Origin of the sequence: Pedobacter frigidisoli (assembly GCF_004331675.1) — a bacterium.
Taxonomy (GTDB): domain Bacteria; phylum Bacteroidota; class Bacteroidia; order Sphingobacteriales; family Sphingobacteriaceae; genus Pedobacter; species Pedobacter frigidisoli.
This window is the reverse complement of record NZ_SJSN01000003.1, coordinates 49903-62714: the sequence shown is the minus strand read 5'-3', so window position 1 is coordinate 62714 and position 12812 is coordinate 49903. Positions and strand designations below refer to the sequence as shown.

12 protein-coding genes are annotated in these 12812 nt (G+C 36.5%); 5 read left to right on the top strand and 7 right to left on the bottom strand.

Annotated features, from left to right (window positions below):
• Nucleotides 1-62 precede the first annotated feature (62 nt).
• Nucleotides 63-770 (bottom strand): esterase family protein, encoded by a 708-nt coding sequence (locus EZ449_RS04505; RefSeq protein ID WP_131556783.1) that lies wholly within the window; start codon nucleotides 768-770, stop codon nucleotides 63-65.
• 173 nt (nucleotides 771-943) lie between these two features.
• Between EZ449_RS04505 and EZ449_RS04500 the strand changes: the two genes are divergently transcribed.
• Nucleotides 944-1753, top strand: a complete 810-nt coding sequence (locus EZ449_RS04500) for an alpha/beta hydrolase (protein ID WP_131556782.1) — start codon at nucleotides 944-946, stop codon at nucleotides 1751-1753.
• Between the two features lie 6 nt (nucleotides 1754-1759).
• Here the strand turns inward: EZ449_RS04500 and EZ449_RS04495 are convergent, their stop codons facing one another.
• Both EZ449_RS04495 and EZ449_RS04490 read right to left on the bottom strand, forming a co-directional pair.
• The gene (locus EZ449_RS04495; RefSeq protein ID WP_131556781.1) at nucleotides 1760-2434 is read right to left on the bottom strand and encodes a TIGR02117 family protein; all 675 of its coding nucleotides are present in this window, start codon (nucleotides 2432-2434) and stop codon (nucleotides 1760-1762) included.
• 178 nt (nucleotides 2435-2612) lie between these two features.
• Complete coding sequence (locus EZ449_RS04490) at nucleotides 2613-2975, bottom strand: DUF4180 domain-containing protein (protein ID WP_131556780.1); 363 nt, start codon at nucleotides 2973-2975, stop codon at nucleotides 2613-2615.
• 280 nt (nucleotides 2976-3255) lie between these two features.
• Between EZ449_RS04490 and typA the strand changes: the two genes are divergently transcribed.
• From typA to EZ449_RS04470, 4 genes are all read left to right on the top strand, one after another.
• Nucleotides 3256-5061 carry a translational GTPase TypA gene (gene typA / locus EZ449_RS04485; RefSeq protein WP_131556779.1) on the top strand — a complete coding sequence of 602 codons (1806 nt, stop codon included), beginning with the start codon at nucleotides 3256-3258 and terminating at the stop codon, nucleotides 5059-5061.
• Between the two features lie 1180 nt (nucleotides 5062-6241).
• Nucleotides 6242-7168 (top strand): lysophospholipid acyltransferase family protein, encoded by a 927-nt coding sequence (locus EZ449_RS04480; RefSeq protein ID WP_131556778.1) that lies wholly within the window; start codon nucleotides 6242-6244, stop codon nucleotides 7166-7168.
• Nucleotides 7169-7212: 44 nt separating this feature from the next.
• A complete protein-coding gene (locus EZ449_RS04475; RefSeq protein WP_131556777.1) occupies nucleotides 7213-8403 on the top strand; it encodes a serine hydrolase domain-containing protein in 1191 nt (396 codons plus the stop codon).
• 126 nt (nucleotides 8404-8529) lie between these two features.
• Nucleotides 8530-9573, top strand: a complete 1044-nt coding sequence (locus tag EZ449_RS04470) for a hypothetical protein (RefSeq protein ID WP_131556776.1) — start codon at nucleotides 8530-8532, stop codon at nucleotides 9571-9573.
• Between the two features lie 65 nt (nucleotides 9574-9638).
• Here EZ449_RS04470 and EZ449_RS04465 read toward each other — a convergent pair whose 3' ends face one another.
• From EZ449_RS04465 to EZ449_RS04450, 4 genes are all read right to left on the bottom strand, one after another.
• Entirely contained in the window at nucleotides 9639-10199 is a 561-nt protein-coding gene (locus tag EZ449_RS04465) for a type 1 glutamine amidotransferase domain-containing protein (protein WP_131556775.1), read from the bottom strand.
• Nucleotides 10200-10270: 71 nt separating this feature from the next.
• A complete protein-coding gene (locus EZ449_RS04460; protein ID WP_131556774.1) occupies nucleotides 10271-10963 on the bottom strand; it encodes a hypothetical protein in 693 nt (230 codons plus the stop codon).
• 3 nt (nucleotides 10964-10966) lie between these two features.
• On the bottom strand, nucleotides 10967-11713 hold the full coding sequence (locus tag EZ449_RS04455) for a glycosyltransferase family 2 protein (RefSeq protein ID WP_131556773.1): 747 nt from the start codon (nucleotides 11711-11713) through the stop codon (nucleotides 10967-10969).
• Nucleotide 11714: 1 nt separating this feature from the next.
• A complete protein-coding gene (locus tag EZ449_RS04450; RefSeq protein WP_131556772.1) occupies nucleotides 11715-12806 on the bottom strand; it encodes a PDDEXK nuclease domain-containing protein in 1092 nt (363 codons plus the stop codon).
• Nucleotides 12807-12812: the final 6 nt, after the last annotated feature.

The window sequence follows — 12812 nt, the reverse complement described above, 5'->3', positions numbered from 1 at the left end:
ACTCGTTAATTGCTGAATTGTTATATTTTTGAATTGATATATTGCTAACTGGAAACTGGAAACTACAATTGTGCTATATAATTCGGAAACATTTCTCGCCATATCGGCCAATCATGATCCGCATTCTGACGAATATCCAACCAATGATTAATTCCTTTTTGCGCCAGAATGCCTGATAAGCGCTCATTATCTGGGCGACACATATCTCTATCGGTTGTACCCAAAACAATTTTCATGTAATGGAGTTCGGGATTGCTGTTATTCATCAGGTTGTCAACCGGATTATTGAAATAAACGTCATCATTATAAAAGCCATCCAATTGGCCGCTGATATCAAACGCACCGCTCATGCTGAACATGTGGCTGACTAACCAAGGATGGCGGAATGCAAAATTGGCGGCATGGTAACCTCCAAAACTACAGCCGGCGGTAATGATTTTGCTATGCCCAGTTTCATGTCTGGCTAAAGGTGCTACTTCCTCCAGAAGATACTTATCGTACCAAATGTGATTTTTTACTCTATCTGCGGGATGTATGCTTTTGTTGTACCAGCTTAATTTATCAATGCCATCAGGACAATAGATCTTAATCTTTCCTTCATTAATAAAACCTTCTACAGAGTCTATTAATTTGAAGTCCTTATTTTCGAAATATCGGCCCATGCTCGTTGGGAACAGCAGAATAGGGATACCACCGTGACCAAAGGTGAGCATGTCGATTTCAGCACTTAAATTAGGGCTGTACCACTTTTTATGTTCTTCTTTAACCATATATAAAATTGAATGTTTTAAGATATAAATTAATTTTATAAAAAGAATCTTATTGTAGCAAAAATAAAAGCGTAGTGTAAAAAATGGCTGCTGATAATTAATAGTTTATCAAGATTTGTACCTTTGCCACGAATTCTGAGGCGAGAGCCAAGTGATAGGAGATTTTAAATAATATGTACACTACCGTTTTATCAGTAAAAGTTAATACAGCAAATTTTAAGATACCGTCTGCTTATTTAAAGCGTGAGGTTGAATTGGATATTTATGTGCCTGATGGCATTTTGGGAAATGAAAAAATAGAACTTCTTCTATTAAACGATGGTCAGGATGTGGCTAAGATGGATTTTAAGCGGATTTTAGAAGAGGCACATCACAATAAAAGAAACCATAGATTAATTGTTGTGGCCATAAAAGCCTCTGCAGAACGTATTATGGAATATGGTGTAGCTGGCGTTCCCGATTTTAAGGATCGTGGTGCAAAGGCAAATTTGTACTCCGATTTTATTATTAAGGAACTTTTGCCTTTCGTTAAAAAGAAGATTGCGATGCCGATTACCGGCAAGGTAGCTTTTGCTGGATTTTCTTTGGGCGGTTTATCAGCTTTCGATATCGCATGGAATAATCCATCGGTTTTTGACGCAATTGGCGTTTTCTCGGGTGCTTTTTGGTGGCGTAAGAAAGATTTAGCTGACGGATACACCGATGCAGACCGAATTATGCATTCACTTATCGATACCACTTCGACCAAAACAGACATGAAGTTTTGGTTAATGACGGGAACTGAAGATGAAAAAGCCGATCGAAATAAAAATTTAATTATCGATTCTATTGATGATACGATTGATATCGTTAAATCCCTTTTAAATAAGGGTTACAAGCGGCCAGAAAACATTTTCTATTATGAAAAAGTTGGGGGTAAACACGATGTTCCGACTTGGGAAAGTGCAATGCCAGCGTTTCTAGATTGGGCATTCGAGGTTTAAAGTTTATTAGTATTTCGATAAAATAGGCGTATCAAAGATTGTCCAAAGGCAAGCTTTTTGCTCACATGCTTTCAAGGCGCTATTTGTCCAGGTGTTGCAGGTTTTGAGGATGCTGTAGCTTCCCTTCGCTTCGTAAAAGGCATCTCCATAATCGTAGTGAATGTTAGTGTTAACTTTTAGGATATGTCCTTTAGCATCTACCTCAAAACTTTTAGAAATATAACTGATCAGCATTTCATATTGCGTTTTGCTGATCATCATTTTTTTGCAGAGGGAATCTTCTACAATTCCACGATAATAGGTGGTATGCATAGCAGAGGTGCTTAAGCCTGAAATTGCCCTTAACGCAGTACTTAATTTTAGATCCTTAAATTCTGGGGTTTCCAGGTAGAATTTTTTATCTCCCCAGCCTATTGCGAGGTATTGGTAGGTACTATCTGCAGAAAGTGTATTGCTATATTTTATCTCATTGGTCCAGTCTTTTTGCGTGTTTTTTGCTGGCACAACAATATCGGTGTGTACGCCATTGCTCATTACATAAATGGTAACTTCCTTTTTATTTGTAGGATAAGGGTTTATGGTAACCCTCGAAAAGCAAAAGGCCAAAATAAAGAATAAGGCTATAAGTGCTACAAAACTGACGGTAAATCTACCCGTTAACCTTAAAAATTTTTTGTTCATTTTCAATAGATGTTAATATGCTTAATAGTAGGGAAAGAATAATAGGAACCCAACAAAGTTGTTGAAGATAAACTTATATTTTTTAGTAAATAGGGTTGCCTTTTTGCATAATCATTCTCTGGTTCGGGCATATTAAGTTATTATTTATGTTCTCATTACCAGAAATTAAAACTTTTTCTTAAAGCGTAGATAACCTGATCAAAGCATCAGCGATGGTTGGTAAGAAATTAACCTGTTTGCCCTTATTGCTTTCGTAAATAAAATCTTTAATGCTCTGGCTTGTGTGAGATTTGAAATCTCCAACAATTGCTAGTTGAACCCTAAAGTTGGAGAATTTTTGAAGAATTTCGCCTGCCAAACCGCTTTTCAGATGAAAGAAAACAGGAGAAATGCCCTTTTCATAAATAATAATCTTATCATAATCTTGATAATAAAGGTTGCCCAAAAGATCTAAACCATCTTCGACGGAATTAATAACTATTTCATTTGAAATAATTTCGGCTATCTTAATGTTGGTGACTATGTGCTCTTTGATTTCCATTTGTTTTTAAAATACAAGATCATCATTCTTTTTATCGAAATCAACTTTTGAGCCTAAGCTTATCGGGTTAGGCGTTTTGTTTGACTCATTTTCTTACCCAAGGGCTGCCAACCCCATAATCGAAATAAGCTGTAGCCTTTAACCAAACCAAATATTACGTCCATGCTTTTCTAATTAAAAATGAGATAATTACAACATTATCATAGCATTAAATAGTAAGGGTTATAGTAGAAAATCCATTTCTAAACATTATCTTTGCGCCAAATTTGAGGCGCATTTTATGCAAAAGATTAGAAATATAGCTATTATAGCACACGTTGACCACGGTAAAACTACATTGGTTGATAAGATTTTACATTCTTGTTCTATTTTTCGTGACAACGAACAAACGGGCGATTTGATATTGGATAATAACGATTTAGAGCGTGAGCGTGGTATCACAATCGTGTCTAAAAACGTATCGGTACAATACAAAGATGTAAAGATTAACATTATTGACACTCCTGGTCACGCGGATTTTGGCGGTGAGGTAGAGCGTGTTTTGAAAATGGCAGATGGTGTACTTTTGCTTTGCGATGCTTTTGAAGGTGCAATGCCTCAAACGCGTTTCGTAACGCAAAAAGCTTTAGCCCTCGGTTTAAAACCGATTGTGGTGGTAAACAAAGTGGATAAAGAAAACTGTCGCCCAGAAGAGGTTTACGAGCAAATTTTCGAATTGTTCTTTAACCTTGAAGCAACTGAAGAGCAATTGGATTTCCCAGTAATTTACGGTTCATCTAAACAAGGATGGATGAGTACGGATTGGAAAGTTCCAACTACTGATATTTTCGCATTATTAGATGCTGTTGTGGCAAACATTCCACCTGCACCAATTAATGATGGTACTTTACAAATGCAAATTACTTCGTTAGATTATTCATCTTTCGTAGGTCGTATTGCAATTGGACGTGTTCACCGTGGTACTATTAAAGAAAACCAACCGGTTACTTTAATTAAACGCGATGGTAGAATTGTAAAATCAAGAGTAAAGGAACTTTATACTTTCGAAGGTTTAGGAAAAATCCGTGCTACAGAAGTAAGTTCAGGAGATATTTGTGCTGTTGTAGGTATTGATGGATTTGATATTGGTGATACCATTTCAGATTTCGATTCTCCAGAGCAATTGCCAGTTATTAGCATCGATGAGCCAACAATGAATATGTTGTTTACCATTAACAACTCTCCATTTTTTGGTAAGGAAGGTAAATTAGTTACTTCTCAACGTATTAAGGAGCGTTTGATTAAAGAAACTGAAAAGAACTTAGCTTTAAAAGTTGTTGAAACTGCATCTCCAGATTCATGGTTAGTTTACGGTCGTGGTATTCTCCATTTATCGGTATTAATCGAAACCATGCGTCGTGAAGGTTATGAAATTCAGGTTGGTCAGCCACAAGTTATCATTAAAGAAATTGATGGTAAAAAATGTGAGCCAATTGAAACATTAATCGTTGATGTACCGGGTGAAGTTTCTGGTAAGGTAATCGAATTGGTAACTCAACGTAAAGGTGAGTTGTTAATTATGGAGCCTAAAGGCGATTTACAACACTTAGAATTCGAAATCCCGGCTCGTGGTATTATCGGTTTACGTAATAACGTATTAACTGCAACTGCTGGCGAAGCGATTATGGCTCACCGCTTCAAAGCTTACGAGCCTTGGAAGGGAACAATTCCAGGTCGTTTAAATGGTGTTTTAGTTTCAATGGATAAAGGTATGACTACCGCTTATTCAATAGATAAATTACAAGATAGAGGTCGTTTCTTTGTAGATCCAGGAACCGATGTTTACGAAGGTCAGATTATGGGTGAGCACATCCGCGATAATGATTTAGTGGTAAATATTGTTAAAGGTAAAGCATTAACGAACATGCGTGCATCTGGTACAGATGATAATGCTCGTATTGCACCTGCAATTAAATTCTCGTTAGAAGAGGCTATGGAGTATATCCAAGCTGATGAGTATATCGAGGTTACACCGCAAAGCATGCGTTTACGTAAAATCTTCTTAACAGAACAAGAACGTAAGGTTAAAGGAAAGCAATTCGCTTAAAAAGCCTCACCCCAGCCCTCTCTGAAAGAGAGGGAGTTGGAAAATATAAATTTAAAGCCTCGATGTAATCGGGGCTTTTTACGTTAGAAGCCCCATCTAAATCCTCCCCAGAAGGGAGGACTTGAAAACCAAAGGCACTTGAGAATACCTAAGCTTGATGCAGTTTTTTTGATTATGGGTTTGAGATTACTGCCCTTTTGTATCCCTCTCTTTCGGAGAGGGACGGATACTAATCTGCCGGAGCAGAAACTTTAATAGGGTGAGGCTTTTTACACCACCTAAGAAACAGCTAAGCTTGGTGTGGTTTTTTTGCTGATGGTTTGAGATTACTGCCCTTTTGTTTCCCTCTCTTTCGGAGAGGGACGGATACTATTTTGCCGAAGCAGAAACTTTAATAGGGTGAGGCTTTTTACACCACCTAAGAAACAGCTAAGCTTGGTGTGGGTTTTTTGCTGATGGTTTGAAATTACTGCCTTTGTATCCCTCTCTTTCGGAGAGGGACTGTTACTAATTTGCCGAAGCAGAAACTTTGATAGGGTGAGGCTTTTTACACCACCTAAGAAACAGCTAAGCTTGGTGTGGGTTTTTTGCTGATGGTTTGAAATTACTGCCTTTGTATCCCTCTCTTTCGGAGAGGGACTGTTACTAATTTGCCGGAGCAGAAACTTTAATAGGGTGAGGCTTTTTAACCACCTAAGAAACAGCTAAGCTTGATGCAGTTTTTTTGATTATGGGTTTGAGATTACTGCCCTTTTGTATCCCTCTCTTTCGGAGAGGGACGGATACTAATCTGCCGGAGCAGAAACTTTAATAGGGTGAGGCTTTTTACACCACCTAAGAAACCTAAGAACAGCTAAGCAAGATGCATTTTTTGCTTACTGAAGATCACTGCCTTTTGTATCCCTGCTTTCGGAGAGGGACGGGTATTCATTTGCCGAAGCAGAAACTTATATAGAGTGAGGCATTTTCAGCTTTGACAACTTTCTTTCCCTCCCAGGCTATTAAGGTTGTCAAAGCTTATCGAGATTTTTTTAAAATCGCACTAAAACTTAATCACTCGATTGATTTTCTGTCAAACCTATTTCATAAAACTTTTGGGAATAAAAAACAAACAATTCGATGACATTTGATTTTTCTCTCGACGTTAATTTTGTGCCATCAAACTAATCAACCCCCTATTATGATTAATAAGAGCCTATCCTATTTAGGGATATTTTTATTAAACGCACTTTCTCTTTTGCCACTATTTCTATTATATAGATCAGCTGATGCCTTTTATTTATTAATTTTCTACGTTTTTAAATATCGTAGAAAAGTGGTGAAGGAGAATTTATACCATGCATTTCCAGATAAAAGTGCTGCGGAGCTTAATGCTATCGAAAAAGAGTATTACAAATTCTTATCATCGCTATTTGTAGAGGTAATCAAAATGAAAAGTATCTCCAAAAAGGAACTTTCAAAGCGTGTAAAATTCAAGAATGTCGATTTGGTTGAGGCCTATCTTCAAAATAACGAGAGTGTACTTTTCTGCTCTTCGCATTATGGTAATTATGAATGGGTTTGCATGGCAATCGGATTAAATTTTTCTGGTCAGCATTACCCAATCTATAAGCCTTTAAGCAGTGAAGAATTTGATAATTGGTTTTTAACCATGAGAAGCAAGTTTGGAAACAATATGGTTGCCATGCGCCAAACTTTAAGAGCCATTCAATCAAGTAAAGGTTCGGCGAATATGTTCACTTTCGGGAGCGACCAAGCGCCGGCAAAAGAAGAATCTATTTATTGGACAAACTTTCTAAACCAAGAAACTTCTGTTCAGCTTGGTATAGAAAAAATTGCAAAGAAAACCAATCGTCCGGTTTTTTATTTAAAAATTAACTATTTAAAACGCGGCTATTACGAAGTTGATTGTGTTCCAATTTGTTTGCATCCAGATCAAACTGCGGAATTTGAGATCACCGAAGCGCATACGCATTTCCTAGAGGAAATGATTCAAGAAAAACCTGCTTATTGGCTATGGAGCCATAGAAGATGGAAACATAAGCAAGAGAGAAAAGCTCCGAAAATTGAAGAATTAAGACAGGATCTTTCTGATAGTATGGCTTAAAATTTCCATGCTATATTTTATATTTGTTGGCCTAAGTTTTGTCAATGAAATTCTTTAAAAAAATTATCTTTTATTTCTTCTTGCTAATTATCCTAACCTTTGGTGGGTTATTTATTTGGCAACCGTATTTAATGCGGGTTCTTTATTACCGTCAGCCTGATTCGGTAACTTACAAAGCATTTCCGCAAGATGTCACTCATAAAAGCAATTCCATATTTCATTTTATACGTTCGCCTAAACTAAGAAATGATATAGATACTCTGCATGTTTTAGATGGTAATAATCAATCTATCCCATTTAAAGATTATTTTAAAAATGGTAAATTAAATGCTTTTCTTGTCATTAGGAATGATAGTATATTATATGAAAAATATAGTTCGGGTTATAGCGACAGTACATTAACTACAATATTTTCTGGAGCAAAAAGTCTGGTTTCCATTATGCTTGGAGAGGCTTTGGCTGATGGAAGCATTAAAAGCCTTAATGATCAAGTAACCCAATATATTCCCGAGTTAAAATCTAATCCTGCTTTTAATAATATTACGTTAAAAAATCTTTTGGATATGAAATCAGGATTGGAATTTCAAGATGCATTGGGTGGAGTTGTGAAAGCTTTCTTTTCTGATGAAGCAAAGTATTACTATACACATGATATGGAAGCAGAGCTGATGAAAGTTAAGCTCGTAAACACACCAGGAACAGTTTGGAAATACAAGAGTATTGATCCTATTTTATTGGGTTGGGTAATGGAGAAAGCTACAGGGAAATCAGTTGCAAAATATTTTGAGGAAAAGATTTGGCAGAATATTGGAACGGAATACAATTCCACTTGGGGCTTGGATCATCCAAATGGATTGGCAAATACAGCAAGTCGATTTCAGGTTACCGCAATAGATTTTGCTAAAATTGGGCGTTTGTACTTAAATAATGGGAGATACAATAATCAACAGATTATACCAGAAACATGGGTAAATCAGTCCATCGGTATAGGAAATGAAAAACCTGCATCGGCAAAAGGTTGGCAAAAATCTGCCCATCACTTTTTGTGGTGGATTCCGCAAGAGGGAGAAAATGGCGATTATGCTGCTGAGGGAATGCTCGGGCAAAGACTTTACATCGATCCAAAAACGAATACCATCATTGTCCAATTTGCAGATCATGGTGCAGGAAATTATCCATATAGAAAAATCAGTAGGTATTTAGCTGAGTTGCCGTTTAGTTATCCAAAGTACTAATGTTTTTAACCGCAAAGGGCGCAAAGTTTTTCGCAAAGAAAATGAAGTTTAGCGTTTAACTTTGTGTTCTTTGCGCTTGCTTAAATTCTTTGCGGTTAAATTTTTAAAATGCTACATTGCTGATCAATGGAAAACGACGATGTAAAAATTTCAAAAAAGAAACCGATTTTTCCGGTTACGCCAGCTTTGCAGAAGTATTTGCGAACTTACCAGCGGGAGGCTAAATTGCCGATCAAGTATAGCGATTTAATGCAGTTCAATGAGGCTTTTCCGTTGATGGATAAGTTTGGTAAAGATTCACTTTGGGAGGGGCCGATTTATGCACAGGATCTTATTGATAAACTGCACAATGGCTTAAAGGAAATTTACGCCAGTTTAAAGGCCTCGGGTAATCTTCGAATAGTTGAGCATAAGTACATCGATAAAATTGAATATTGTACTTTCGGCAATACCCATCCGTTTCGCATTCGTATTGTAAACCGACTGAACGATGTATATGATTATTTTTACATCAAAAAAGCAGATGCTTCTCGTATTTACGGATTGGAGATGGAAGAAATTTTGTCACCAAATCAGGTAAATTATTTAGTTGATGGCGATACTTTGGTAGAGGAACATATTGCGGGGATTCCTGGCGATGTTTTTACAAAAGGACAATTATACACTCCAGAATTTAATCCGACCAGAATTGCTAAGGAGTTTGTTAAATTTAATGAACGTTGCTTAATTATGCTTCTCGGCGATATGCGGGCATACAATTTTGTGGTGCAGATTACGCCTGATTTTGATGATATTCAGTTTCGAATCCGAGCAATTGATTTCGATCAGCAATTTTACGAGGGAAATTTAAAAGTCTATTTACCTCAATTTTTTAAGGAGAACTTGCCTTATGTAAAAATGAGCATGGAGCAATTAACCGAAAAAACAGTTTTGCAATATCAGCAGGAGGAAAGATCGTCTATTGTTCACCGGGTTCGTAGCGAACGCCACCGGTTAACCGATCTACGTGATGTTTCGAATAAGGAAGCGCTAACCACTCCAGAAAACATCGCGATGCTAAAACAAGGCATGAGTGAATATTTTAAAGATAATAATTACCTCAGATGTAAAACCATGACGGATATTATCGAGCTAAATATTAAAAATGTAATTAGACAGGTTAAGCTGTAAAGCAAAACGGTCGGCAATAATGCCGACCGTTTCTTGAGTAAATCTAGAAAGAGCGTCCAAAACCCTTAGGCATGCTGACCCTCGTGTACTCCCTCTGCAAATTCCTCTACAATTTTATCGTTAAAAGCAGGTAAGTCTTTTGGCGTTCTGCTGGTTACCAAACCTTGATCTACCACTACCTCCTCATCACTCCAAATCGCTCCCGCATTGATTAAATCTTGAGAAATATTCTTAACGGAAGTCAACTTTCTTCCTTGAACAACATCTGCATTAATTAAGGTCTGCGGTCCGTGGCATATAGCTGCAACTGGTTTTCCATCGGCAAAAAATAATCTTACAAATGCAATGGCATCATCATTTATACGTAATTGATCTGGATTGATTACACCTCCCGGCAAGAGCAAGCCATGATAATCTTCGGCATTTGCTTCTGTAATTGTCTTATCTACCTCAACTTCTATCGACCAATGGTCATGATCCCAAGCTTTAATTTTTCCACTTTTTGAGGAGATGATGTGAACGGTTGCACCCTCTTCTTTTAACCTTTTTACTGGTTCGGTTAATTCAACTTCTTCAAATCCGCTTTCTGAAAGTACAGCAATGGTGCGGTTACTTAATTGTCCCATAATCTTTAAATTTTTAATAGGTGATATATTTAAAGACAGTGGCGAGGGAAATTTTGTTTTTAGAAAATTTCTTATTTAAAAATTTGAAGAGTTGTTTGGTTATCTAGATTTTGAAAGTTAAATACATCAAAAATAACTCTGCTGATAATTTGCTTCAAAGGAATAGCATCTCTAAACCCTGCTAAATCATAGGTTAGGATTAATGCATTCATTTGTTTGTCTTCTCTAAAGCCAATTAATTTGAGTATATTCCTCTTGTCTATATCCAGAATGTATTCTTTCTTCAATTTTTTAAAATTCGAAAGCAAAACTAAAATTTCATGACCAGTTTTGGTAAACTTTAAAGAAAGATCACGACTTTTGTTGAGGTTAAAGATGAAACTTTCTATTCTATTTTCCGCTAAATCAAATACAGCATCGTCAAACTCTTGTCCATCGTTAAAGTAGCCAGTCGTAAAGCTATTCAATAAATCAAGTTGATGATCGATTTGTTTTGAAATTTCTTCATGATAGTTGAAAGCATTATTCTTATTACTTAACTTGTTAAGGTATTCTAGTCTGTTCTTTACTGCTTCAAGCTTAGCTGCATTAGGATTAGTTAGCTTTTCTAGAAAATTAATTTTACGCTGAATTTTGTTCAACACTAAGGAGTGTAAGTGTATAGCCTGATGATCCTGATCAATAACGTCTTCTTTAATCAGGGATTCGATTAATGATTCTTCATCTTTATAGTAAGAGATTAGCACTTTAAGTTCTTCATTCATAGGCTAGTCGTTCGTTCTTCTATGCTTAACAAAGTAAAAAACTAAATTGCCCGCAATGATGATGTGGTTGAGGATATTAGGCATTAATCCATAATATTTTGTGAAGATTTTAAACCTTTCTTTTAGGCTTTCACGATGTTTTTTCTTGCTCATGCCGCCAACTAGGTACTTCGCAACATAACGATGAACGTTTATAATACTCGATGCTTTTTTAGTGGCCTTGATAATCCAATCGATATCGGAGCTGTATTTGTAAGTCATATCGTATGGCGCAATGATACTTCTCTTAATATATATGGCTTGATGACTGATATTCATGCCATATTTAAAGCTGGTCCAATCGAAAATTTCTGGTGCTTCGTGTCGCCTGCGACCTAAACTTTCCCAATTATCGTTATACATTTCAGTTTCGCCATAATATATATCTGCACCTGGTGATGAATCAAAAACATCCTCTACAGTGTGTTCATCGTAAATTTCATCACCCGAGTTCATGAACAAAACATAGTCTCCAGTGGCCAGCGCCAAGCCCTTATTCATCGCATCGTAAATTCCTTTATCAGGCTCTGATACAATTTTAGAAATACTTTCTTTATATTTTTCGATAACTTCAAACGTGCCATCCGTAGATTTCCCATCAATAACGATATACTCTATGCTGGTAAAAGTCTGGTTGATAATGGAGTTTATCGTACGCTCGATATCTCGAACATTATTGTAAACGATGGTGATGACAGAGAGCTTTGGCATATTAATCCATTAATTTTTTAAGGGTTTCAACATCGGGTAAAACACCTTTGTATGCTGCGGGTAAAATAGTGCTTGTTTTATAGGTGGAAACACCCATTGCCTTATTGAAATCCCTGAATGAAAACTCTACTACTTTGTTTTTCTTTTCCTTACAAAGTATAATTCCTATTGAAGGCTGTTCATGTGGTTGCTTTATGTATTCATCCAAGGCAGATAAATAGAAATTCATCTTGCCCATATATTCAGGTTTAAACTTACCTGTTTTCAGTTCGAAAACAACCAAACATTGTAAGCGACGGTTAAAAAACAGTAGATCTAAAAAATACTCTTCATCTTCTACAATTAGCCGGTATTGATTGCCAATGAAAGCAAAGTCTGATCCTAAAGACATTAAAAACTTCTTAATGTTTTGCACGATCTCGCTCTCTAAAACTCGCTCATCTTTTTCGTCATTATCTTCGATGTTGATAAAATCTAACAGATACTCATCCTTAAAAGATTGTAAAGCTTTCTGTCTTATTTCGTCGTTCGTTATTGTTTTTGAAAAATTGTTTGGTAAACTGCCTGTTTTCTGAAAAGTTTGGTTGTTAAGGTGGTTTTTTAATGTGCTTAAACTCCAAAATTCAGTAGCTGTTTTTTGGATATAGAATATCCTTTCGTCTATTTTTTGAGTGCCTTGAATGATTTCTAAATGGTGTGAAAAGCTTAGACCGAAAAATGTTTTTTCTATTTGGGCCGACACTGTCGGTCTAAATTCAATCGCCTCTAAATCAATTACTTGCAATTGGACCGACACTGACGGTCTAATTAGAGAATGCTTCTCCCAAGACTCAAAAAAGAGCCGCATTCTTTTGATATTTGTTGCCGAAAAACCTCTTAATCCCGGCAGTTCGAGTTGCAAATCAGCAGAGAGATTTTCAATAACTTTTGCTCCCCATTTCTCCTCATTAATTTTATTTGAAATGAACTTACCAACCGCAAAGTAAAGTGTTAAAAGTTCTTTATTAACGAGTGTTGCTGCTCTATAACGACTTTGAAGAATCGCCGATTTCAATGCCTTAATGTTATCAAGATGGTTTTTTGAGAGTTCCATAAAGCA

Bases quoted from the DNA above. Each gene is read 5' to 3' on its own strand.
- EZ449_RS04505 (WP_131556783.1), bottom strand. From the start codon at position 770: ATGGTTAAAGAAGAACATAAAAAGTGGTACAGCCCTAATTTAAGTGCT.
- EZ449_RS04500 (WP_131556782.1), top strand. From the start codon at position 944: ATGTACACTACCGTTTTATCAGTAAAAGTTAATACAGCAAATTTTAAG.
- EZ449_RS04495 (WP_131556781.1), bottom strand. From the start codon at position 2,434: ATGAACAAAAAATTTTTAAGGTTAACGGGTAGATTTACCGTCAGTTTT.
- EZ449_RS04490 (WP_131556780.1), bottom strand. From the start codon at position 2,975: ATGGAAATCAAAGAGCACATAGTCACCAACATTAAGATAGCCGAAATT.
- typA (WP_131556779.1), top strand. From the start codon at position 3,256: ATGCAAAAGATTAGAAATATAGCTATTATAGCACACGTTGACCACGGT.
- EZ449_RS04480 (WP_131556778.1), top strand. From the start codon at position 6,242: ATGATTAATAAGAGCCTATCCTATTTAGGGATATTTTTATTAAACGCA.
- EZ449_RS04475 (WP_131556777.1), top strand. From the start codon at position 7,213: ATGAAATTCTTTAAAAAAATTATCTTTTATTTCTTCTTGCTAATTATC.
- EZ449_RS04470 (WP_131556776.1), top strand. From the start codon at position 8,530: ATGGAAAACGACGATGTAAAAATTTCAAAAAAGAAACCGATTTTTCCG.
- EZ449_RS04465 (WP_131556775.1), bottom strand. From the start codon at position 10,199: ATGGGACAATTAAGTAACCGCACCATTGCTGTACTTTCAGAAAGCGGA.
- EZ449_RS04460 (WP_131556774.1), bottom strand. From the start codon at position 10,963: ATGAATGAAGAACTTAAAGTGCTAATCTCTTACTATAAAGATGAAGAA.
- EZ449_RS04455 (WP_131556773.1), bottom strand. From the start codon at position 11,713: ATGCCAAAGCTCTCTGTCATCACCATCGTTTACAATAATGTTCGAGAT.
- EZ449_RS04450 (WP_131556772.1), bottom strand. From the start codon at position 12,806: ATGGAACTCTCAAAAAACCATCTTGATAACATTAAGGCATTGAAATCG.